The sequence below is a fragment of the Microbulbifer maximicatervae (SeqCode) genome, from assembly GCF_052466985.1.
Genome location: NZ_CP174298.1, coordinates 1,920,731 through 1,945,121 on the forward strand (window position 1 = coordinate 1,920,731; position 24,391 = coordinate 1,945,121).

Genomic DNA, 24,391 nt, shown 5'->3' on the forward strand with positions numbered 1-24,391 from the left:
TGCCCGGTTCTACCGGGCTTTTTTGCGTGGGGCTCATACTGAGCCTCACCAATAAACTTCAAAGATTAATTACGGCATTAGCAATGTTAATGACCGCTAACACAACGATAACGACCCAGCTGATTAAAGTTCCCCAGAAGCGCCCAAAGTGCAGCCCGCCTTTGCCCTTGGTCAGTCCATAGGCATGAAATACCCGTGAGATAAAAAAGAGCGCCCCGAAGAGGTGTAACCACAGTGCAGGCAAACCGCCCAACTCTGCAGCCAGCAACAGAAGCAACGCTATCGGAGTGTACTCAATCGCATTAGCGTGAACTCGCACCCTAATCTCATTGAAACGATCATCTCCGGTTCCAATTCCCACTTTCTTTGTGCGACGAAACTCGACTACCCTGAATGCCAAGTAAATAATCAGAAGCGCACAGAGGCCGGTGTAGAGTGCTGTGATATTCGCCATGTTTTTTCCTTGTTCTTATCAATCTGGCCAGGGAATATATCCCCGAAAGCAAGTATTCCGCCACACAAATCCTGTACAAGCCAATGGACCTTTCAGATCAATAGGCGGAAAAAGAAAAGCGGGCTAGAAGCCCGCTCTTTGCATACTAGTGCTTGTAACCAAATTCATGGCCCTTTGCGGGCTTGAGGTGTCGATCTCTGAGGCGCGTTGAGCGATTCACCAGGGATTGATTCTCACCCTCAATCAGGATCTGCTCAGCGTAGCTGGTAACTTCCAGGGGATCACCGCTCCAGATCACAATATCCGCAACCGCGCCCTTCTCCAACGTACCGCCCTCAAGGTTAAAAATCTCAGCAACATTGCTACTGATTGCCTTTAGCGCTTCCTCATAAGGCATACCATGGGCTACAGCGTTGCCCGCCGATTGGCGCGAGAGGTAAACGTTGTGGCTAGCCACCATATCTGGGCCACTGATAGCTACCGTCACCCCAGCCTTGGCCAGAAGTGCAGCATTATCCAGGCGTGCGCCCAAACTTGAGAATGATGCTGGAATGTTGTTGATTGCATCGATCACAACAGGCACTTGTGCTTGCGCCAGTTTATCGGCAACCATCCAGCCCTCAGCTGCACCGATTATAATGAGCTTCACCTTAAAGGTTTCACCCAGTTCTAATACTGCGAGGATATCACTGGCCCGGTTGGCAGTTACCATCAAAGGCTCCTTACCATCGATCACCGGCTGCAGAGCTTGCAGATCTGCCAGATCGTAATCCAGCTCTCGCCATTCTCCACGGTGGATCGCTGCACGATTATCACGATACTCCTGAGCTTCACGCAGAGCACTCTCCACCTTGGCATAAGCGTTGGCACGGCTACCACCGGCCAGCTCGCCACCGGACTCTCCCAGATAAGCTTTTTGCGCAACATTCTTTGCTTCGACGCTATCAAATTCACCATTCAACTTGATGGCAAAACTGCGCCCTGCAAATATCCGTTGAGCATCGATAGCACCGCTGTCCCAAGTGCTGATTCCCGGTGAAACAACAGCACTGGTGACTCCACCCGCCCGGTTGAATGGGATCAGGGTGGACTTAGGGTTGTAAGCAGGTACCGGATTGAAGGCACTACCGATACTGTCACCGGTCACCTGGTGATCATTGGTGGCGCTGGCCGCACTGATCTCGACCAACCCCAGTTCAGAAATGGGCGCTATCACACCGGGCGTCACCACCTTGTTGCGCGCATCAATTACCTGATCTGCATTCACCTCCAGTGAGGGGGCTACCTGCTGGACCTTGCCATCCACAACCAGAATATCTGCGGACTCCAGGCTGCCCTGTCCCGCCAAGGTGTGTACCTTGCCACCCTTGATCAGGATGGTCTCTGCCTGGCCAGCGGCTGACATCAACCCCAGGGCCAGCGCACAATAAACAGCTACTTTTCTCACAGTCGCTCTCCCTCTGCATCGAGAATACCCAACTCGAAATCGGTGCGTGGCTGACGTTTCTTGTCCGCACGATCGAACATCAATTCCCCATCGATGAAAACTTGATCTACATGGGTGTAAACACTGAAGGGGCTGCCGGACCAAACAACGATATCCGCCATCTTGCCGCTCTCAAGGCTGCCAGTTTGATCGGCAATACCCAGAGCCTTGGCGGGGTTCAAGGTCATCCAAACCACTGCATCCTTTGGCTGAATATCGAAGCCCGCACGCTGTCCTGCAGTCATTGCCTTCGCGGTCTCCTCGTGCAAATGCTGTACGCCAACACCGGAGTCCGAGTGAATCATTGCGCAGGCTTTGGCTTGATCCACAATGGCGATATTGGCCTCGGTCATATCGTAGGCCTCATGCTTAAAGCCCCACCAATCAGCCCACATTGCCGCACAAACATTGTTTTCAGCCAGCAGGTCAGCAACCTTGTAAGCTTCCACTGCGTGGTGGAAAGTGGAAATTTTGAAATCAAACTCCTTGGCAACGTCCATCATTACCGCCATTTCCTCGCCGCGGTAGCAATGGTTATGAACGAGAATATCTCCATTGAGTACGCCCGCCAGAGTTTCCATCTGCAGGTCGCGCTTGGGCTCATCCCCTCCGTTCTCAACGTAATCCTCCCACTCCTGCTTGTAGGCACTCGCCTTAATCCAAGCATCGCGATAACCGGCGACGTTACCCATTCGAGTTGAGGGAGAGCTACCTTTACCACCGTAAACCCGCTTGGGGTTTTCACCACAGGCCATTTTCAAGCCGTAGGGAGCACCGGGGAATTTCATATCCTGAACACTGCGGCCGGGTACATTTTTCAGGGTGACACTGCGGCCGCCAAACAAGTTGGCCGAACCCGGCAGGATTTGCAGGGTTGTTACACCTCCGGCAAGAGCTAAGGGAAACTGGGGGTCTTGGGTCCAGACAGAGTGCTCCGACCAAACCTGGGCAGTGTTTGGCGAGGTCATCTCATTGCCATCCTGGGCAGATTCAATCCCCGGAGCTGGATAATCACCCAGATGAGAATGCACATCGATAATGCCAGGAGTGACCCACTTACCTTTGCCATCGACAATCAAGGCACCTTCAGGGGCCAGTAACCCCTTACCGATCTCCTTGATCTTGCCATTTTCAAACAACAGGTCCGCATTTTCTTGCTGCTCCCCTGTACCGGTTAGCAGGGTAGCTCCCTGAATCAACACAGGGCGGGACTGGGTTACAGAATAAGTGGAAGGGAAGGCGTCCACACGAGCGAAGTCGAGAGATCTCGGCTCACTGTCAACACGCTTCTCACCGCATGCGGACAGCAGTAGCGAGGCACTTAACAGAGCCGCGATACTGCGCCCGAGAAATCGGGGTTGCAGCTGCATAGTCATTCATCCAATCGTTTTGAATATGGCGGTGAATGCTACCAGTTTGTGCTGACAGCGCCACTATCCAAATTGTCACAAACGACTGTTTAGAGATATGCATCTCCCAATCCAAGGGGCCATAACAGAGCCTGAGAGTTCCCCCAGTACCACCAAAGCACACTTGATAACAATACGAACTAAAAATAACAGCCAGTCAGCAAAGAATGTCTACACGGTCAAAATACGCCGCCCCGGCTATATACTTTTGTACGTCTTCATGGTGGAATTTCTGGCGGAAAAACAGGCAGCCGCACTCAGGAGGAGAAATAGGTGATCAAGGAAAGCAATATGCCCATTTTTCCCCTCTCACCGTCTACTGCTACCACCTCTAATCAAGACTCGACCCAGGTCTATGAGGCCTTACGCAAAAGTGAAGAGCGCTATCGGGAACTGGTGGAGCATGCGAACTCAATCATAATGCGATGCGATCAATACGGCCGTATCACATCTTTTAATGAGTACGCTCAACAATTATTTGGATATACCGAAGCCGAGATAATTGGCAGGCATTTAATTGGCACGATTGTCCCCGCTAGTGAAACAAGCGGCCGAGACCTGCGGCAATTGATAGACCATATTTGCCAATCCCCAGAGGAACACCGTTACAATATTAATGAAAACATTACAAAGTGCGGGAAACGAGTATGGATCGCCTGGACCAATAAAATCATTTCAGATGAAAACGGAAACCCTGCGGGAATTCTCAGTATTGGTTCGGATATTACTAAACAACGGTTGCTGGAGGAAGAGCTTCGGCAAGCTCAAAAAATGCAAGCTATCGGTGAGCTTGCCGGCGGTATTGCCCACGACTTCAACAATATGATTCATGGAATCAATGGCTATGCTGAAGTTATTCGAAAAATTTCCACCGATGCCAGAATCAACGAGTATACCAACCATATACTGACTACTGCCCGCCATGCCGCAGAGCTGACCAAACAGCTACTCACTTTTGCCCGCAAGGGAAATTATCAACTTAAGAGCTGCAATACCCACGAAATCATTCGCGACGTTTGTGCAATGCTAACCCGCACTATTGATCGAAGAATCCAGATTGATCAGCAATTAGATGCAAATCGTCCACATATTGTGGGCGACCCTGCTCAACTCAAGAGCGCTTTGCTAAATATCGGAATTAATGCCAAGGATGCTATGCCCTCTGGTGGCTCCCTGAGCTTTGTCACAGCCAATATCGCCATAGAAAAATCGGCTTCTATCGCCGATTTTGAGATTCAGCCAGGCCAGTACCTATTAATAACTATTACCGATAATGGCACTGGTATGTCTGACGAAGTGCGACGCCGTATCTTTGAACCATTTTTCACTACCAAGGAAAGTGGACGTGGTGCTGGACTGGGCCTTGCCGCAGTACACGGCACCATTCATTTACATAAGGGCGCTATACAGTGTCAGAGCCGTGAGGGAATTGGCAGCAGCTTTAAGCTATACCTGCCAATTTCCAAGCCCCCAATCAAGAAGAGAACTTACCAGGCCAAGAAACTGGCTCGCGAGCGCAAATTGCGCATTATGGTTGTCGACGATGAGGCAATTGTCCGCACCTACTCTAAAGCCCTGTTCGAAATGAACGGCCATAGCGTCGTTACCTTTGCGACAGCAGAGCAAGCAATAACTTACTATCGAAAATATAGTGATGAAGTAGATTTGGTCCTGCTGGACATGATTATGCCCGGCATGGATGGGCAAGAATTGTTCGCTTTTCTAAAACGGATTAACCCCGAAGTGAAGGCTATTCTCTCCACCGGTTACAGCGTGGATAGTAAAGTTCAGGAAGTAATTTCTGATGGGGTACTGGATTGCATCCAGAAACCATTTACATTCGAGCATCTCAGTAAAAAGATTGAAGAGATGATTGCCAGCGGAAAAATAACTCTCCCCAGGTAACAAAAAAATTCTATCTAAATCGCCGCAACTAGCCTAGCTGACAGCTACGTCACAGAGTTCAGATACCAATTAGTTAGCTAATGGAATGACCCCTATGATAATCGGTTGTAAAAAAGTGAAGTGATAAAGTAATCAGGATAAGGCTACACAAAAGCAGCTCAAGTGGAATTTCCCATTATTTTACTGTTTGCAGACTCCCACAAACCAAAATCAATCGATATGTCATTACCTTCCTGCTCGGTGCAATCTCGATAGTTTTGAAGCCGATACTTTATTAGTGGTATGTCACAATTTTGCCGCTACGGTCCCCTTCCCCACCAATCTTGTCAGCTTGGTGTGCTCGTCTCCTATTTCAGTGGACACAGTCTCCACGAAGCGTACCATGCCCGCTAAAATTGCTGCGTTATAGTGCTCTCCACTTGCCTCAAGCTCTTCAACAGCTGCGTTCATATCCTTGAGAGCCATGGATGCTTCCAGATCCCACTCCTGCAGCTTGGCGAGACTCGCCCTCGCAGATGCCACTTGCTGCTCATCCACCCCGTCTTGAGTCGCCGCAAGACTCTCTGCTCGAACGGCCTTTATCTCAGCATCGTACTTACGAATAGTAGCCAGGGAACGGCGAACAATACTGTTCAACTTGATAACTGTATCCCGCTCGAATGCAGCCTTAATGTCGTTGCTAGCCAGTGCCACTGAAGCGGGTGTTTTTGCAGGGTGGATAACGCTTTCAACATCCGGTACCGACTCCTGTTTACTTACCCAGACCTTCTCGTTTTCGACTGGCTCTTTGAGTGTGTGCGTAGCTATAAACCCAAAAGCGATTATTCCGAACACTGCCACTGCAATATATCGTTTGCTATTCATACGGTGAGTTACCTTTGGTTTGGCCGCCCCTTGCGGAGCGGCACCTGATAGAGAGCGAGAATTTAGCTCATAGCGTAAAAATAGTTTACCTGCGAGTCCTTGATCTACTAATCAGGCTAAATGCTTCGACGTTGTTCATTAAATTCTGCGCGATCTGCTCGCCCATGACTTGGCCTGCAATATTGTCAAAGTCCCAGTGCACTCCGTTATAAATGCGGCTGAGGCCATTTTCCTGTTGAGCGGCGGTATAGGATTCAAAACGGACAGGTACCAAAGGCCTCGGTGTGTCCGGCGTGAAAGGGTCGAAGCCTTCCCCATTGTATTCTTCCGATACAAAAGTAAAGGGCTGATCTCCAAACATACTGCGCATAATCTCGAAGGTGGAAGCACCGAAGGTAGCATGACCCGATGGGTAGGAGGGGAACGGCGGTGTTGGCCTAATCGCAATGGTGGTATTGATGACTGACACCCCTACCGGCAACCATTGCTCATCCTGCAAGGTCGATGGGTTGTCGTCATCGATGCGAATACCGGTAACCGGTCTCCAGTAATTGTAATAGTATTTACTGTCCCACGCAGCGATACCAGAATCCGCCAGCCCCACATTGATCAAAGCAAAATACCGGGCCAGATCCAGCTCATTCTCGACTTTGTTATCCAGTGCTGCCTGCAGGGCGATAAGGTTATATAGTCTCGGGGGAATGCCCAATAACGGTACACCGTCATATCCCCAGTAATTCCCGATAAATCGTGTCTCTGCTGTGGATGTCGATGGGGTAATAGTATTGGCTGGGGACCCGCCGAGGGCCGCCACTTCCTCATAGGCTTCGGCATATTCCTCAGACGTAATTGTAGGCGGAATCGGACTGCGGAATTGATCACCTGAACTTAGTGAAAAAGGTGTCACACTGCCCCAATAGGCTCCGAGAGCCACGGAATCGTGGCCAACAGGATCCACGGGATCAGGCTGCCATTCTCCCGGTACCGTAGCACCCGTGTTGACCGATGTAGAGTGATAGGTGTCATCCCCATCCGCGACAGCGCCGCCCTCACCATAAGCGGGCTCCAAGTGGTCGGCCTTATCGTTGCTTCGCACAGCGAGCATGGCCGCAGCGGCGGCTTCGCCGATCACTTGGCCCTTGGCAATTCTTTCGGCACTATCTCTTGACTGGTCGAGGTCGGATTGCAGTAATTCCTGCAATCGCTCTGCCTGATCGGGGTAGAGTGCGCGCAAGGTTTCGTAAGCGGCGTAAGCGATAGCTGCATCTTTGGATGCATCTCTGGTGTCGAGCACACCGAGATCATTATAAGGTTGGTATTTACCGTCAAAGACGTTCAGAGCGTCAAACACAGCAGTTTGTACAATGGCGAATGCGCGACTGGACCGGGTAGGCCCCCCCTGGTAGAAATCCACTTCACCGGTATCAGGGTCGGGAGTATGATCGATAGCCGATGAGTCGAGCATCGTGTTAAACCAAAATACAACACGATCTCTAGGTCTATTAAGCTCACCAGACTTCCCCGATGTCCGCTCAAGCCGATCAAGTACACCTTTGGAAAGAGTTGATCGGCTGGTTTCTCCTAGATAAGCACTGGTTTGTCCCTTGGGCTGCTTACCCTTCGTCTTCTGAGCCTGTACAACATCCGTTGCCAGTAATAAGCCGGCTGCTAAAAAGCAGGCTGATGTTTTTAAAAAGATATGGTTCATTGTATTACGTCCTTAGATATTAAAGGGCGCGCTGAATCAGTACATCTATCAGTGGCCGTAAGTATGCTTTCGTAAATCGCATCAGGCTGTAGAAATCATGCCGAGTAATATTTCTCGCAAGTCTCTGCTTGCAAACTACAAACCTGCCCCCTATGTTGATCCCTACCGCTTCATATCGATTAATTTCATACATCCCTATAGACATGGTGCCGATAATGAAGAGAAGGCCAAACATCAAAATGGTTCTCTTATCAGGTAGTTATTTTTTAGATGCTGAGACAAGCTGAATACGGCTCGCTCTCCCATTTCCTGCTACTAAGGGAGACAAATTTCTCAGCAAATCGCGGACAATGGACCTGCATAAAAGTGCTAGATAAAGGTTTTTCAACCAGAGCGAATATAATTTTAAAATTAGCGATCAGACGCTGTTTCCCGCACCGACAATTTACCCATCGGCAGCCTCTTCATCACTACCACTAAAAGTCTTTAATCTAACCTCGAACAATACTCCAGCCTTAAGCAAGCACATAAAAACGGATTGATTGACTACCGATGCAAGTTTGGATTTTTGTAAATTCATCTCTTCACCTGTTATTCAACCTTGTCTAATTTCCCCATTTGAAACAGGTTAGTATTACCTGGCGAGGCAAACCTCGAATATAATAATTATTACAAATCTATAGACCACGGTTTATCAACACGGTTCCTGACAATTATTTTCATAAATTTACACACCCATTAAATTCAAACCAGTGAAATTTCCCACCACAAGAAAAACTTAAACAACCAATTCCCAACCAAAAACCCAATACTAAAAAATATTAATAAATACGTAACTACAATTAAGATCTAAACGCGAAAATCATAGTCAGCACAACAAAAACAAAGTCGTCATACGCAAGGCCCTGAGCATCCGAAACAATTAAATTGCCAGTAGATGACAATTCACAGACAGTGCTATGAGAAATATACTCTTGAGATCACACACATACAGAACCTATAGAAGCACCCTCCACTCTCACGCTATTAAGGCAGTAAAATAATAAAATACACTGCACATTCACTATGACCCAATGTAAACACCGCTTAAGGGATTAACAATTTTCTATGCAGACAGTTAGACTTTTAGATCAACACTTAGACTAGGCAAATAGTTTATTTTCCAGTTTCAGCAACTATTGCCCCTGAAATACTCTATCTACTCAACTAAATTTTACTTGGAATGACAGACGATATAATCCAGCATTTAAATAACCAAGCCTAAAAAAGCAATTGCTATTACTTATTTATAGCTCCATAGCTAGACGGTATTATTCGATCGCAAATACCGATATGGAGATAAAACATCAGGCGTGCAAGCTAACTGTTGAGCCATTTTTGACCCAATAAAGCGGACATAGTGCAGAAATGGAGATTGATCATTGTTCGTGGAGCCATCCACTAACAACGCTTGATTATCTCAACCCAGGAGCAGAGAGCTGATTAGGAGTGGAGAAATATGCCTGTTCATCTAACAGGAGAAAGCGAGATTGGTGTATCACAAGAAGTAATACACCAGATAGGTTAATAAATCTTTCCGACTTCAGAAAACCATGCTCTTAGATTTAACCCAGTTCAATCACCTACCTAAAGGTAGGTGATTGAATTTGCTAGTTACTGACAGGAGCTCTCTTCCCAAAACTGCGGAGCAGCAGATGGAGACCACCAATTTGGTCCATGGGTTGAGACATAAACTTGGCCGCCGAAGGTCACTCTATCTCCAACCTGGTAACCGTTATCACCCGCGTAAGGCTGCTGGAACTCAGGGCAGGAAACTGCAGAGCTATCGTCTCCACTATTGCTATCAGAGCTATCATCGGAACCGTTATCAGAGCTATCGTCTGAACCACTATCGGAGCCATCACAGGTAGTTTCATTCCAGAATTGCGGCGCGGCACTCGGCGACCACCAGTTTGGCTCATGTGTAGATTCATAAGCAACATTGTCATAGATAACTACGTCGCCAATCGAGTAACCTGGATCACCGCCATACTGCTGCACAAACGCTTCACAGCTGGAATTGCCGGAATTTCCAGAATCGCCATTGTCTCCACTATTATCCGAACTATCATCACCGGAATTATTGTCGTCATCGGTAGAGTCATCATCCTGGTCTTGAATAAGCTCATATCCAATTTCAACATTTTCTAAACTGCTACCTTCTAACAAGTAGATACTGTTGATGCCATATAGAGGCTCAAAGCTGCTGCTACCATCATAATCACCAGCGCGGATGCTGCTCTGTTCCTGGTTAATCAGCTCAGCCAGATCGTGAGACCAGTTTTCAGCGATACCCTGTTCATCTGAGGCAATTTCCAGAACAGTAGAGTATGAGGAGTTCTCACCGGAGCTATCAAATACACGAGTGTAAACTTTATCGCCCACATTCAGGTCTTGAGTTGGGTTAATAGTGCCCCCAACACTCCAGTCAGTATTGACAACATTATCACCATCAAACTCGACATCGATAACGTTATAGAAGGCATTAACCGTATCACCTACATCCCACACAGCAAGAATTACATGGTAGCCTTCACGCTCCGGCACCTGACACTCGTGTGTCGTATTTACCGCAGGCTGCTCATAGTTGCCATCAACCTCACAGAATGGATCCAGATCAAATTGGTCGCGGGTCAAAACCGCATTTGGATTCCAACCTTCTTTGGTAATGTAATATTTCCAGTCCCGGGTTACATGATTGGCCGTAAAGCGCCATTTAAAAGTTTGCCAACCGGAGCTAATATAATTCTTAACCCAGCGATCTGAGGATTGCTCATTTAATTCTGACCAAGAGCTATCTCCTGCACTGGCTATCTGCCCATCAGCAGGACCACTTTCAGGAAAACCTTCATTCCCTTCAATACTTTGCGGTTCCCATTGAACAGCACCGCAGTTAACATTCATCTCTCCTGTATCGAGAGCATATTTACACAAGGTTCCACGAGCGGATGCAACACCACCATCAGCGGCCTCGACATAGCCGTGGCTAAGTGCATTTGAACTCATACCGGCCAGTGCTATTGCCATCAGGGCGCTATTTAATACGGGTAGTTTAATTGCAGATGCTAGTTTGGTTTTTCGTAAAATCATATCTATGCCTGTTATTCAATTTCGTCCAACCTCCTTCCCCAGCTGAACCAGGTCCTTATCCTGATTACACATGTTCGATGTGTAATGTTGGCGACAGAATTATGGACCGCTACTTAACAGCACGGTTCCTGACAATTATTGATATAAATTTACAAAGTTCAGAAGATCACCAGCGCACCATTTTCCCTTAAAAATAATATTAAGGGGTATTATTTTTCAATAAAGAATAATCAATTAAAAAATAGGACGAAAAAACTACAGCGACTCCTAAAATAGAGAACAGGCAAACCTTTAACAGGATGAGAAATTTCACAGACGATTTTTAACTTAATTCAAGTCCCCACACTCATTAATTATCAATAGATGACACCCCTCTCTCATGAGCAACCCCCTATTACAATTCAAAATAGATAAGCCTGACTGCCTTAAAACCATAAACCTCTCGAGGTTACCTACCCTCAAAAGTTGCCAGTAGGGCGGGAATTGGCAGCTACCCCAACCTGCGAACACGTATTTCATCCTGAGAAAAACCTCTTTTCATATCGGAGGACTATCGCTGTCACCGCTTTTTTTAAACTGTCACTGCAAGTGTTTTCCTGGCAACAAATACAACTGCAGACCAGTAAATTATTCCCATGAGTAAATTACCACTGGGATAAAAGACCTATATTCGCTCACCTCTGTCTACACTGGAAAAGAACCCGGATGATTTTGAGTTTCCCTAACCAATCATTTTCTTGTAGTCACCATTCGTAGTAGGAAAGGTAGGATCAGGGATGATGTTGTACTTGATTATCCGCAGGCTCGGCCTGTGTCTGTTATTTTCTTCTCTTTTGCTTCCAGCCTGGTCTTTGGCTGAAACGGCAACAAACCCGGATAAACGGTGGGCTGCAATTGTTGGAGCCGGCCCGGGATTTTCCAATCGCCGCAATGAACTCACCCAATATCGCCTTGCCATATCCAAGGACCTGCCCTGGCAGTGGTCCCTTGCTGAGAAATGGACGCTCAAAACACGACTGGAGACCAGTTACTTTGAATGGCGATCCAGCCTGGACGATGGCGATCCAGACGTCTCCAAACGGGGAGAGGATTTAGTTCACGGTATGTCAGTGAGCCCGGTATGGAGGCTTGAGTACCTGCCCCAGTGGGACAAGCCTATCTTTCCCTACTTCGAGTTTTCCGTGGGGGCCAGTTACATTACTGAGTCCAATATTGTGAGTAAAAACACAAATCACACAACTCTGGGATGTCATTTCCAGTTTGAGGATCGAATTGGATTGGGCTCTGACTTTGGGAGTGAGCGCCGCTGGGGAGTCACAACTTACGCACTGCACTACTCAAATGCAGGAACCTGTTCTGAAAATTCCGGAGTGAATTTTTTTGAGCTGCGGCTGCACTATAACTTTTAAACAAGAGGATTGAGCAGGCGCCAGCTTGATGTCAGCGCCTGCAGTCGTTAGCGGGCCCTAGAGGATGATATGTGGCAGATAACGGCTCATATCCTGGGTAATCAGGTTTGAATCTTCCCGGATGGACATCCCCGCTGCCAGGTCATCAACGAGCCAGCTTCCCACCAGAGTATGGTTCTTTCCAAACTTGGGGAGAGGATGCAGAGCCTGATAGATAAATCCTTCTTGCCCATAGGGGCCATCGGACAGCAAAGTGGTATCCGCCCCTTTTACTACCGAAATATTCGCCCCTTCTCGTGAAAAGATTGGCTTCTTAACTAATTCCGGGAAATCCGCAGCCTTGTCCAGCTCATCCTCAAAAAAAGAGGGAAGCAGATTCGGGTGCTCTGGAAAAAGCTTCCACAACATTGGCAGAAGCGCCTTATTGGAAATAATCGCCTTCCAGGGCGGTTCCAACCAACGGACATTGCTTCCTGCCAACAGGGTCCCGAACTCCTCTCGGAGCATAAATTCCCACGGGTACAGCTTAAACATCCAGGTAATTACCTGATCATTTAAATCGGTAAACTGACCCGCTTCATCCCGGCCAATATCTTCGATAAAGACAAAATGATTATTGATCCCCGCTTCGGAGGCACAATCCTGTAAATATTGAACCGTGCCCCGGTCCTCTTCCGTATCTTTACAGCAGGCGAAATGCAACTCCCGCCCCGGGGTCAGGAATTGTAAATCATGGAAGCGGTTAACCAGTTTTTCCTGCAGACTATTGAACTGATCAGACTGCAGCGGCAGAGACCTGCGATCGACATTGTCCTGCAGCCACAACCACTGCCAGAAGCCGGTTTCATACAGAGAAGTGGGAGTATCAGCATTGTTCTCATAGAGCTTTGCCGGCCCCTGTCCGGAATAGGCAAAGTCCAGGCGAGAATAGAGACTGGGGTCGCCATTACGCCAGGATGTTCGCACAAAGTCCCAGTGCTGCTCGGGTATACAGAACCGCCTCAGCAACTCCTCATCCTCAAGCACACGGGCAACGACATCCAGGCACATCTGGTGAATTTCTTCAGTGGGATCTTCAATGTGCTTTTCTATCTGCTCCAAAGAGAATTGATAGTAGGCACTTTCATCCCAGTAGGGTTCGCCATACATGGTATGGAAGTGAAATCCAAACTCCTGCGCTCGCTCTTGCCAACGCGGGCGCTCACCAATCGGCAACCTCAGCACAAATCAACCTCCCCAGCCGCGCGAACCACCACTGCTGGAGCGACCCCCTCCCCAGTTGGATTTGGCCGATGCCACTGCTCCAAAGCCTCCACGGGAAACAGTTTTGGTAACTTTAGGCTTAGGCGCCGTAGCGCTTTTATCCACCTTATAAGATGAACGGCCATAGTCGCCAATAATGCCGCCGTCAGCTGTCATCAGCTTGTCGCGGTAACGGGAGCCTGAATAGCGGTAGACCGGGTTGTAGTAGCCATAGTTGTAGTGGCGATCCCTGTCATTGAGCATGGAGCCAACCATAAAGCCCGCCATCAGAGGCATCCAGACGCCGCTACTGGTCTCTTGGCAGCTACCGAACTCAGCCTCACACTGAGAGAGACGGGAATACTTGGGCCCGGTGCGCTCCGCTTCCTCAACCGCGCGCTGATAAGCTGCTTCACATTGAGCTTCGTCCAGCTGGGTATTGGCCACACAGTCATCTACTGAAGAGACAACTTTAACTTCCTCATCTGAGGAGCAACCGACCAGGGCAGCCGCTACACCTAAGGCAAGTGGGCGCAGTAAAAAATTGGAGCCACCGCCCTTTCGCATCCTTGCCAGGTTAATATTCTTGGTACGCTTCATTACCACCCCCAATTAGTAGCTCATGCAAGCCGCATTCAATACGCCAACAGCGATTGTAGTTGCAGCCAACATAACACCGGCACTCACCTCTCCATCTTCGATGCGCTCAACAATACGCGGCATAAACCCAAAGCGGATAATGGCAAAAGCAATTAACTGGGCGATCAATGCAACCAGGGCCCAGATGGCGAAATCGACAATAGAAATAGAGTTACTTGCAGCACCACCAACGGCAATTGCAAAACCCAAAACAGCACCACCAAAACCAATAGCGGCAGCCGTATTCTTATCTTCGCGGATCAACTTCCACTCATCGTGAGGGGTCACCAGTGCGTATAAAAATTTAAATGCGATCAAAAGTACCAGCGACAGGCCAAAGTAGGCCGCAAAATGCAAGATACCAGTCAGTAAATCATAAGGCTGGTCCATTAAATATCTCCTTATTATCCGTGTATTGTTATTTGTGAGGGGGTCAGAGTAATACCGGTGCTAATCACCAGGCTGCGGCTTAGGTAGCCTGCATCCTCTTCTTTCTCTTCAGCTGAGAGAAAAAGGGATTCGGTTTGCTGATCAGACAATTCGCGTTCGAAAAGCATGGTGAATTGATCCGTTACTGAATAATCACCATCTTCATCGTAAGTCTTCTCGGCCATATGCACAGGGTTGTGGTAGTCCCCTGCAGCGGTCCATACACGGCTATAAGAGCGATCTTGAAGGTGATAACTGGGTGCGCCAATATCACTCTTTAACAATTTATTCCAAGCCTGCTCCGAACCGACATCCAGAGTGTCATAAAAATGGAACAGCTTTACATCGACAACATGCTCATCCCGCTGACCGCCCTCAGCAATCACTTGCAGCCAGGCATCATCATCAGTGTAAAAGCGATAAATCCAGGTACCATCTAGTTCGACAACACCGGCCGCTTTAATGATCTGGGTCGGTGAACAGGATTCAATGGTCAGTTCATCGAGTATCAGGCGAATAGCCAAAGGGTCCAGCTCAAAACTCGCCCCCATTCGCAAGCCCATAATTTCTGGAGTCTTGACCTTTGGAGCGTCCTTTCCCTTTATTTTATTTATCAGTTTGGTAAACATGTACCAACACCTTCTTCATTACTTTTTATATCGAAACAGCTTTTTTCATCGAGCCGCTTTGCAGAGATATAATACAGCATGTCGCCCTCGGTGACCTGATCGGTAAGCCCCGGGTTCACATCAATTTTAACCACGCCCTTTCTACGTACCGCAATTAAGGTCGCGGAGAGATCCCGCTTAAAATGGTCAAATAATTCACCGACAGGAAGAGGCTTCTCACCCCGATATTCAACGCTGTATTGGGTCATGCCGTATGTGCTATCGAGCAACTGTCGGTGCAACCTTGCGGAACCGGGGTCAAGCGAGGATTTTGCCAACATCTCTACAGCGACAGAGGGAATACATTCAATATTGGGACAGTGGGCACGGAGCAATTCACCCACATTTTCATCTTGGAAATAAGCCGTTTTATGGCTGTTCGGGCTGAGCTTGTCGCAGAATAAGGCGGTTGTAAGGGTTACATCATCCAGAGGGTTGTCGATAATAATTCGAGCGGCATCGGCCAACCCTGCCCTCTGCATACCTTCCCCGTGGGAAAACGATTCCACCCGGACAAAATCAATCTTACCCGGCATCGGATTTTCGATATCGGCTTCAACACAGAGGACAATCTCTGCTGCGCTACCGTTAGTTTTGGAGAGTAGCAACTCAATCAAGCGGAGCGTTCTGGTACCGTTCCAGCCGATAATTACTGTGTGATCAATATGGTTTGTCATACGCAAGCCCTTCTTGCCGCGATGCACAAATTCTGAAACCGCAAAGCCAATTCTTGTGACCACCATGGCAAACAGGCTGAGGCCCACTGGGATCACCCAAGCGGCAACTACGACTTTACCCTCAGGGGTTACCGGGGAGAAATCGCCGTAACCTACTGTCGATGCGGTAACGACCAACCAGTAAAAGAAATTCTCGCCCGCGACAATATCAGCTTCACCGGCAATTTTGAGCAGCCAATAGGAGATGAAAACATAGCTGCCTACAGCTATGAGAATGGTGGTTACATTGGCCCGAATGAAAAGCGACGCCAGAAGGCGTCGCACTCGATAAAGCAGCACTGTGTTAAGCCTTTTCGCGGCCCGCTAACAGTTGAGCCAACTTATCGCTGCCACTTTTCTGGCCGCCGGGCTTGATGCCTGCCGCTTTCAGCTTGGCATCCAGGCTGGAACCGGTTTCCTCTGAAGCCAGCTCTTCCGCAGCTTCAAGCTCAGCGGCACGCTGCTCCTGCTTGTTTTTGATGCGATCCAGGCTGTCCAGCGCTGTTTTGATCTTGCTGTTCGCACCCATGTGGCGGGAAGAAACCGCTACCTGTGCTTTTTGAACAGACTCAGTCGCTTTGATCTGGTCAATCTGCTGCTCCATACGGCGCACATTGGTTTTTGCCTGGGTAATATTACCTTTCAGGGTGCTCTCTGAACTCAGGAATCCATCCAGGATACTGCGCTCAGTTTCCAGCTGGCTTTCCAGCTCGGTAACACGCTCTGCACACTCAAGAGCGAGTTCGTTATCGCCCTTTTCACTCGCGTTGATTGCGTGAGTGCTATAGGTTTCAACGTCGGCTTGCAGCGCTTGGACCTTACTCTCAGTAAGTTTGCGCTTCGCCATGATTTTGGTCAGGTTTTCATCGCAAGCTTTCAATTCTTCCTTCGCCTCGCGTAATTCTTGGTCAAGAATACGAATCGATTGGCTATCCGCTACTGCTTCTGTTCCTTCGTTAACTGCGCCTTTCAAAGCAGTCCAAATTCTCTTAAGGCTCATGCTACACCCTCCGTTTCAAAATGATCGGCAAATAAATCCAGGAAGTCACCCACATTGGAAAACAGGGTCTCAACCTCCTCGATAACAACTTCGTCCTTGCTGGACACCGACAGAGCACCGAAAGCGACGTAGTAGTTCTCACCACCAATATTCTTGATCGCAATGGCTGTCAGGGGCACCAGCTGATGTGTTTGCAGAACCATTTCATTGAGCGCTGCCACATCATCTACCTGGCTCACGGGAAACAGAATGCTCTCTACAACTATCTGCTTCTCGCCAACATAGACAAACGCATCGACGCCTTCATCGTTGGAAATACTGAGGCAATCCCCCTCAGATTCGACCACCCATCCGGAGTGGTTTTCCGCCAATTGGCGCAGGTTCTCATTGTTCCAGGTCATCTCAACTCCCTCGCTGTGGAATATTGGTCACAAATATAGCACCAAAAAATCTGCGGTCAATAACTTATTACAAACTAATGTTGCAAATAATACACACAAAGATAATATTTACCACATTGGTGATAGTGAATAGGACGGAGTAGAGCCCATGGACCACAAGCAAAGCCTGAGCAACCAGCAAGCACTAACCCCTTACAAGCAGGCAATTGCTCGCTATGTGCGCGCATCAATGGCACTAAAGGGCATGCGTTACGGGGATCTCGCCCAAGCACTGGCCGAGAGAGGAATTTCAATGACACCGGAAAACCTGCGCAGCAAAGTCAGCAAGTGCATGTTTTCAGCAGATCTGCTGGCAGCCATCATCGATGCCATGTCGGTGGAGGACAGCGCCATGCTTGAAATCCTCAAACAGGCCCGTGAGCTGCAAGATCGAGGACTCTATGCCGAGCAGGAGAAAAGCTAACACGCCATCTCCTTGGACACCAGTACACGCGATCACACTTTGACTCCGTCGTCAGTAATCAAGCTTACCCGCTGAAAAACCGGGGTATCCACGACTCACCTGCATAGCTTCTTTACAGGTGAGTTAGTAGTGATGCAATTTGACGACTGGCTCACCATTACCGCACTTTCCGACAACCTCAGGCTCTGAAAGCTTGGCCCCTGCAGGAATAATCTTATTCGTTGGCCACCAAACAAAGCAGGCATACCTGAAATTGACTGCCCAGTTACAGTAGAGGCGTCCGTCCTCTTCCTCATAGAACCGCGCCTGGCAGAAACTTAAAGTGGGACTTCGCACCCCTTGAACCTGCTGGGGATCAGCCAAAGAAACTTGCACTCCGGCAATTGCAACCACAGAGAGGGAGAGAATCAGCAACCAGGATTTCATAGATCTACTCTGGAATTTTGCTCAAATCTCCTTGAAGACTAGCAGCTGCGGCGTAACTTTCATCTCTGAGCCCTATGCAGCGGCACTAACCGTCAGGAATAGCAGCTTCAGATACAGGCACTTTTTCCTTCCTGCTGAAGGATCGTCAATAACTGCTCGATGCAGCCCTGCCGGTCTTTTAGCCAGTTAATATACGGCAGGGGAAAGACCGGAATGCCCGCCCGATACAATGCCTTGTAGACCTTTACACTAAAGTAAGACTCGTAGTCGCCGGGATACCCAATCAGGTCAATACCGATAAAACGCCCGCTCACAGCACAAACCACATCTACAATCTGCCCAGCCACAGGAAAGCCTACCCAATGGGGAATTTCGTGCTGGGTTAATAAATGGCTAACTTCACTCGCAAAACGACATACGATTTCATCACCCTGCAAATGACTGCCAACGGAGTGTGGAAACTCAACATATTGACGCAAGAGATGATCCGTAGGGAGAGCTTGGGGCTCAATCGACAACGCAACCAACTGCTTTTCTTTTGCCCTGGTAATTGCAACATTAAACACATCCGCCCGGTTTAAGTAGCTGGCTGCCCGCAACGATTGACTATCAATAGCCATGGAGATAAGCATTAAATCTCGCTCCTCTCCTTGAAAACCATAGGGCGTGGCAACGCGTACAGAAAAACTCTGTAACTTCTGAGAGGAGAAGACCTTAATCAACTCCCCTTCCAAATAATCGGCCTGATCCCGATAGGGAGACAAAACACCGACCGACGGCCGAATTGCAGCATCGGCATAGCGCTCGAAATGCGCTTTCAATTGCGCAATAACCCAGTCGCGCTCTACAGTGTTTCTCCCATTTTTTCTCCGGCGCCCTGGAAGTTGATAAAATTCTAGCGCCGACTCTGGTAATGGTTTGGGCCTGGCCCTCATAACTTTCAAGCGGCCGGAGTAAAAAGCATGGTTACTGAATGCGATCAGCTCTGGATGGCTGCGAAAGTGCTCATCCAGCATCACAACAGCTTGTTGAGTGGGAATCACGTCTGAAGCCAAATCCAAAAGTGATTGATCCCTATAGCTCAGTTTTGGCGGCACCCCGGCATCTTTTACCACTCCCTGCCAGATACTTTGCTGCCGCTTGCGGGAAAGAAATGAAACATGCCGCAGTTGTTTACTGTCACCGACAATCACTGCCCGCTCAGCTCGAAACAGAGCCGGCAGTGAACTCGCAATATCACACTGGGTTGCCTCATCAAAGACTACCAAATCGAACATGGCGGGCGATAACGGCAGCACTTCATTGAGTTCATCTGCCTCCACCAGCCATATGGGGAACGCCTGCATTACCACCCGCATATCAGTTTGGGCAAAGCGCTCCGCCTGTACTTTTGAAGTTCGAGATCGCAAGGCTTGATTGAATTGGCTCAGGGTACCTCGATTCTTTTCCAGCAGTCTGTGCAATGTATCGCGGCGATAAGTATTCAAATACTGACTTGCCAGGCTTTCAAAGTTGCGCCGACAATCATCAATCGCACCTTGTGATTGCCACAGACTTTTAACACTCAATCGATTTGCAAAGAAGCTCCAGGCATGTCGTGCTACCCACTGAGCAAACCGACCTACACCAACAGCGCGCGCCAATCCCAGCTCTTTGGAGAAGCGCTTCTCCAAGCCCCTCAAGGCTCGATAAGCCCTCTTCAGTTCCCTCTTCACCTGGGCAGGCTTTCTCTCTGGAAGTTCCACCCCCTCTTTCAGCAGCCTATCCAGATGAGCTTTTAAGCTGGGGATAAAACCCCGCTCCTCTCGATGTATATACCCCTGAGTCAGCCCGTACTCATCTCGCAACTTATCCCGCACCACATCCAGTGCTTGCTGGTTTTTCGATACCACCAAAACACTTTCACCATGCAGCACTCGATCGAGAACCATAGCGGCGATTGTAAAACTCTTTCCCGTGCCGGGCGGACCTGAAACAAGACTAAGACGAAAGCGAGCCGCATTTTCAAGTGCCCTCTCCTGAGCCCCACTCAACAGACCCGGCAGCATATCCGGCTCACACGCTTTCTGTGCAGTTTCCCAGTGGCGCTCTCCCAGTAATGCCTGTAACGGAGGAGATAATTTTTTTTCCCTGCCTAAAAGTTGTAATTCGTGCAGTACTCCACGAGAGCCCCTCGATCTATCCGCAAGAATTACCGCACCCGCCGAGACCAAGGACAACTGAGAACCCTTCGATGCACTTTCAACAGCTGCCTTACCACTCAAGTTAGGCCAGCGCCCCAATTCCTCTACATTTTCCAAAATAGTGTAATGGGTTAGCCAGCGGCCGACGTCAGCCAGCTGTGTCGAAGAAAGCGGCGAAGCAAGCACTGAGAAACTATCTGTTATTGAGGACTCAACATCAGGTTTAAGCAGTTGACGTAAAACAGGGAGATTAACGTGAATGTTTGCAGAGTTGATCTCTACAAAATAATCCTCATCAAAATGTAGCTTGGCGGGAAAATAAAGTAGTGGTGCACAGAGCTTGCGCTTTGCACTTAGTCCAGATTGGAGAGCGTAGTTACCACAAATAAACAGGCAACCATAAATCAGCCGCCGCTCCTTTCGGTAAGCATCCACTTGTTCCAGCAGTTTTGCTCCCGCCGTAGCGGAGACAGGTACACGTGGTAACTCATCAGCCCCCAAATAGTCCCGCTCATCTAAGAACAGACGCCGATTCGATTTGAGATTTAGAATATTGTTGAGGGAGAGGTCGTAACTGTCAGCTTGATAGCAGCGTCGAAAGTATTCGATTAACTTCTTGGGGTTGTGCTGCATTTCAAATAACTCCTGGAGGACAACAAAATTCTAACGGATGCCGGAACCTTGTTATACCCCCCAGAGATTACTTGTCCTCAGCCATCCGTCATTAGCGATTGATATTTGCGGCGCTCGCCCGCACTTAGCTGAAGGCCATACTTATCTACGATTGCCAAAAACCGCTCAAGGTAAACTTGCTTGACCGGTCCATAGGGCGGCATCCACTTGTCCGGCCCTTTGTGGCCTTTACTTTGGTTACGACCGTCATCAACCAGCCATAAATTCTCAATGTCCTCAGCAAACCGCTGCTTTCGCTTGCGCGTCCAATCGGCTCCCCCGTGATCGTGTGCCCACTTCAGCGGCACAATATGTTCCACATCAAGATCTGAAGCTTTTACAAAGAAGCCTCCTGTGTAGGGATCCAGCCACAAACCGGTGTCTACTTTGCAGTGATTGGTGCGGGTATAGGTTACCGGGGATAGTGAATAGCGAATTAACAACTCATGGCGGGTATCCTGACAATCCCGATCGGAATCAGACCACTTGGGCAGCCACTCCGCCCGATCATAGGACGCTGCAAAAGCGGAAAAACTGAAAGAGAAAACTACAGCAATGGAAAAAAGCTTAGAAACTGACCGAACGCTCATACATCAACTACCAATCAAACCAGAGCGCTAGGTTACAAGAAAGTGTGTACCAATTGTATGCGGCGGTTCAAATCAATAAGAAATGGTTCAAACGTTATACAAAACACCCCAAATGAAAAAATAGGGCTATAGCAAGGGTAATGAAGAGCAGGATATTTCGATCAATTTTTTTACACCTGATAAAAATGCCCTGCCTGATTAACGCTTGACAGGGCATAATTTATCAACGATAAGTTTTGCTACTTGTCCAGCCCTACTGCTTGAGGGATATAGATTGCGTGCAACTGTCCTCCGGCCATCATTTCCTGAATCAATTGTGTAGAGGGACCATTTTTTTGGTCACGCACATTAAAGGAATTCAGGTAACTATCCACTCGACCTTCAAAATCATAGTGAAACTGGGTTGAACTCAAGAACCAACCATCACCCAGAATATCGCCCACATAAATAACCCCGGATGCTTCAGCATCGGTAGAGAGCGCAGCCTCTATCCCGGTATCATCCAGCCCACTGCGAACCTTGGAGGATTGTGAGTAGTATTGACGGTAGGGCTTACTCTCCACATGCTCTTCCAACAGCATTTGGTATTCTTCGTCAGTAGGCTCAGCTTCCAATTCTCCACTTGCCAGCTGTTTCTCGATCTTCAGATCGAGCTCGTCTTCACTATCGCCGATAATTTCCGGGTTAAATTCGGCAACACGAATCATCTCTCCGGTTTCAGGGTCGAGAACGTAGATTGGTGAGTAATAATTAGATTTATCAAATTGCAACACCAAGCGAGTCTTATTATCGACACCAGCAACCGCTGCCATATTGTCGAAATTTTCATAGTTATCAGTTATATCGCCATCGGATTTGCTACTCACTACTCTCTTGATGATTCCACCATCTATTGGATTGGTGATATCCGCAAACTCAAGCTGGTATACACCGTACTTGGCTCCAAAATAAAAGCTATTGGGATCTAATGGGTCCCAATCACCATCTTCCGGGGAACGCCACTGGGAGACATCCATTCCAGTGGTATGAATGCGGAAGGCCTGCTGGCTCATATCGCGAATATCTTCTGGCTTCCCATCTCCGTCGGTATCCCGGCTGGAGAGTTGTACCAACTCAAACATCAATTCGTTATCGTCAAACAGCGCTCGATTGTTACTATCACTAAAATCAACCACCGGCGCGCCATCGCTATCCAGAACCCGAACCGCATACAGCTCACCATTGGTCAAGCCAGCCTTATCAACTTCACTGCCTTCATTGGTTTTTTCACCAACATAAACTGTGAGAAAACCTCCATTGCGATAAGCATCATCTTCATCACCCCGAGGCCGTTCATCATCGACAGACAGCAGTATGGTTTTATCCTGTGCTTTATAGTTGGGTACGATATTCTCAAAGCGAGATTTACCGAGTAGTGGCAATTCATAAGCATCACCAGCATTGTCTCCGGTTGTCAAAACAGCGATACCGCGACCGATATAAATTTCCGATTTGTCGTACTCGTAGACAGACTCGATCTCACTCTTGGCTTTCGCCTCACCACTGATGCTACCAAAAACATCAAATCGAAGGCCTTCATAACCACGCTTCTCAACCAAACCATCATAATAAGTTTTGAGGCTCTCGCCACCGTCACTCTCTTCGCCGGTCAAGAACATCCGCACCTGGGTGCCCTTGCCGCTTTCCGCATTATAGAAAGCAGTTTCAGCTGGCAGAGTTGCGGAGCAGAAGCGTTCGAATGCTCCCGTATTCACAAGGTCCCCATCCGCATCAAAATAGGGTTTCATTTGTGTTACGTAGATATATCCTGGAGATTCAGCAACCTCACCATCCGTGTCATACAGGGTACGCCGCCAGGCATAAACACCTTTAATCAGGTCCTCACCACCCTCAATTTCCCCGGTGGTTTTATTGATTACCCACTTTGAAATGAAGGTGCCTGTCGATCGGAGACTGCGATTTGAGTTCTCCAGCACCACCCCATCACCGCCAACAAAGTTGTAGTGTTCTTGGTTCATAAACAGGGTAAATGTATCGTCGTCATTATCCAGATACCCCAAACCATCGGGTTCTCCAGACAATACATAAAGACCATCCGTATCCGCAGCATCGAGACTCGGGTGCTCCTCGAATATAGGAAGCATATCCTGTTGGGAAACATTTTCACTGGAGTAATCAGTAGGGAGATAACCATTGCTGAGCAGATTAATTACCTTGACGTTTTCAGCCGTAGCGACAACATGTGGTACCTGCATTGTTGAAGGACCAATATGCGCAGCAGCCTCAGAACCAGCAACTGATTCAAATAGACTGACTTCCTCAGGCACTTCCGGATCTGGAGTTACCACTACCGGATCATCATTATCGTCACTGCAACCAGCCAAAATTGCCGGTATAGCGATAGCTAACGCTGCTCTTTTGAAAAATTTATGATTTTTCATTGCCACTCCAATGCGTTGATTCCCCACCCGAAGGCAGTTCCAGTTATAAAGGCGGCATAGAGTAGTTGTGCTAAATGACAGACTTAATAAGGTTTGATTACAGACGAAAAATAATTTAGTTCAATAAATTTAATTTTCTGCACAAAGCTCTTCATAT

General features: G+C 48.3%; 20 protein-coding genes. 3 read left to right on the top strand and 17 right to left on the bottom strand.

All coding sequences use genetic code 11. The annotated features are described in order from the left end of the window. Positions 1–58: 58 nt before the first annotated feature. The 3 genes from ACJJI3_RS08300 to ACJJI3_RS08310 all read right to left on the bottom strand — a co-directional run bounded on the left by ACJJI3_RS08300 (position 59) and on the right by ACJJI3_RS08310 (position 3,310). Complete coding sequence (locus ACJJI3_RS08300; RefSeq protein ID WP_413665207.1) at positions 59–454, bottom strand: MAPEG family protein; 396 nt, start codon at positions 452–454, stop codon at positions 59–61. 145 nt (positions 455–599) lie between these two features. Continuing rightward, positions 600–1,901 carry an amidohydrolase family protein gene (locus ACJJI3_RS08305; protein WP_444912667.1) on the bottom strand — a complete coding sequence of 434 codons (1,302 nt, stop codon included), beginning with the start codon at positions 1,899–1,901 and terminating at the stop codon, positions 600–602. After that, complete coding sequence (locus ACJJI3_RS08310) at positions 1,898–3,310, bottom strand: amidohydrolase (RefSeq protein ID WP_444905736.1); 1,413 nt, start codon at positions 3,308–3,310, stop codon at positions 1,898–1,900. The genes ACJJI3_RS08305 and ACJJI3_RS08310 overlap by 4 nt, the downstream gene beginning before the upstream one ends. Before the next feature lie 312 nt (positions 3,311–3,622). Between ACJJI3_RS08310 and ACJJI3_RS08315 the strand changes: the two genes are divergently transcribed. Continuing rightward, on the top strand, positions 3,623–5,254 hold the full coding sequence (locus ACJJI3_RS08315) for a hybrid sensor histidine kinase/response regulator (protein ID WP_444942136.1): 1,632 nt from the start codon (positions 3,623–3,625) through the stop codon (positions 5,252–5,254). Between the two features lie 285 nt (positions 5,255–5,539). On the opposite strand, the gene ACJJI3_RS08320 is transcribed toward ACJJI3_RS08315, so the two are convergent. From ACJJI3_RS08320 to ACJJI3_RS08330, 3 genes are all read right to left on the bottom strand, one after another. Continuing rightward, positions 5,540–6,118, bottom strand: a complete 579-nt coding sequence (locus tag ACJJI3_RS08320; RefSeq protein ID WP_444942137.1) for a hypothetical protein — start codon at positions 6,116–6,118, stop codon at positions 5,540–5,542. 85 nt (positions 6,119–6,203) lie between these two features. After that, positions 6,204–7,826, bottom strand: coding sequence for a vanadium-dependent haloperoxidase (locus ACJJI3_RS08325; RefSeq protein WP_444942138.1), 1,623 nt, complete (start codon positions 7,824–7,826; stop codon positions 6,204–6,206). Between the two features lie 1,653 nt (positions 7,827–9,479). Next, positions 9,480–10,955: a lytic polysaccharide monooxygenase gene (locus ACJJI3_RS08330; RefSeq protein WP_444942139.1), complete on the bottom strand. Its 1,476-nt coding sequence runs from the start codon at positions 10,953–10,955 to the stop codon at positions 9,480–9,482. 776 nt (positions 10,956–11,731) lie between these two features. Here ACJJI3_RS08330 and ACJJI3_RS08335 point away from each other — a divergent pair. Further along, positions 11,732–12,364 (top strand): acyloxyacyl hydrolase, encoded by a 633-nt coding sequence (locus ACJJI3_RS08335; RefSeq protein ID WP_413665200.1) that lies wholly within the window; start codon positions 11,732–11,734, stop codon positions 12,362–12,364. A gap of 57 nt (positions 12,365–12,421) precedes the next feature. On the opposite strand, the gene ACJJI3_RS08340 is transcribed toward ACJJI3_RS08335, so the two are convergent. Genes ACJJI3_RS08340 through ACJJI3_RS08370 form a run of 7 tightly spaced genes read right to left on the bottom strand, consistent with a single transcriptional unit; the run spans position 12,422 to position 17,459 of the window. Then, positions 12,422–13,588: a glutathionylspermidine synthase family protein gene (locus tag ACJJI3_RS08340; protein WP_444932771.1), complete on the bottom strand. Its 1,167-nt coding sequence runs from the start codon at positions 13,586–13,588 to the stop codon at positions 12,422–12,424. 3 nt (positions 13,589–13,591) lie between these two features. Next, positions 13,592–14,206, bottom strand: coding sequence for a DUF1190 domain-containing protein (locus tag ACJJI3_RS08345; RefSeq protein ID WP_282933397.1), 615 nt, complete (start codon positions 14,204–14,206; stop codon positions 13,592–13,594). 12 nt (positions 14,207–14,218) lie between these two features. Then, complete coding sequence (locus ACJJI3_RS08350) at positions 14,219–14,635, bottom strand: DUF350 domain-containing protein (RefSeq protein ID WP_282933398.1); 417 nt, start codon at positions 14,633–14,635, stop codon at positions 14,219–14,221. A 14-nt stretch (positions 14,636–14,649) separates the two neighbouring features. Further along, positions 14,650–15,303, bottom strand: a complete 654-nt coding sequence (locus ACJJI3_RS08355) for a YjfK family protein (RefSeq protein WP_413665198.1) — start codon at positions 15,301–15,303, stop codon at positions 14,650–14,652. Continuing rightward, entirely contained in the window at positions 15,288–16,358 is a 1,071-nt protein-coding gene (locus tag ACJJI3_RS08360; RefSeq protein ID WP_413665197.1) for a potassium channel family protein, read from the bottom strand. The genes ACJJI3_RS08355 and ACJJI3_RS08360 overlap by 16 nt, the downstream gene beginning before the upstream one ends. Positions 16,359–16,362: 4 nt before the next feature. Continuing rightward, complete coding sequence (locus tag ACJJI3_RS08365) at positions 16,363–17,058, bottom strand: PspA/IM30 family protein (RefSeq protein WP_282933401.1); 696 nt, start codon at positions 17,056–17,058, stop codon at positions 16,363–16,365. After that, the gene (locus ACJJI3_RS08370; RefSeq protein WP_108732689.1) at positions 17,055–17,459 is read right to left on the bottom strand and encodes a DUF2170 family protein; all 405 of its coding nucleotides are present in this window, start codon (positions 17,457–17,459) and stop codon (positions 17,055–17,057) included. Before ACJJI3_RS08370 ends, ACJJI3_RS08365 begins: the two co-directional genes overlap by 4 nt. 148 nt (positions 17,460–17,607) lie before the next feature. Between ACJJI3_RS08370 and ACJJI3_RS08375 the strand changes: the two genes are divergently transcribed. Beyond that, positions 17,608–17,922, top strand: a complete 315-nt coding sequence (locus ACJJI3_RS08375) for a DUF6471 domain-containing protein (RefSeq protein ID WP_108732688.1) — start codon at positions 17,608–17,610, stop codon at positions 17,920–17,922. A gap of 123 nt (positions 17,923–18,045) precedes the next feature. On the opposite strand, the gene ACJJI3_RS08380 is transcribed toward ACJJI3_RS08375, so the two are convergent. The 4 genes from ACJJI3_RS08380 to ACJJI3_RS08395 form a co-directional block, all read right to left on the bottom strand. Next, positions 18,046–18,348 (bottom strand): hypothetical protein, encoded by a 303-nt coding sequence (locus ACJJI3_RS08380; RefSeq protein ID WP_282933402.1) that lies wholly within the window; start codon positions 18,346–18,348, stop codon positions 18,046–18,048. A gap of 107 nt (positions 18,349–18,455) precedes the next feature. Beyond that, positions 18,456–21,164 (bottom strand): DEAD/DEAH box helicase, encoded by a 2,709-nt coding sequence (locus ACJJI3_RS08385; RefSeq protein WP_444942140.1) that lies wholly within the window; start codon positions 21,162–21,164, stop codon positions 18,456–18,458. 77 nt (positions 21,165–21,241) lie between these two features. After that, positions 21,242–21,793, bottom strand: a complete 552-nt coding sequence (locus tag ACJJI3_RS08390) for a GmrSD restriction endonuclease domain-containing protein (RefSeq protein ID WP_444942141.1) — start codon at positions 21,791–21,793, stop codon at positions 21,242–21,244. 239 nt (positions 21,794–22,032) lie between these two features. Beyond that, positions 22,033–24,234, bottom strand: a complete 2,202-nt coding sequence (locus tag ACJJI3_RS08395) for a hypothetical protein (RefSeq protein ID WP_444942142.1) — start codon at positions 24,232–24,234, stop codon at positions 22,033–22,035. Positions 24,235–24,391 lie beyond the last annotated feature (157 nt).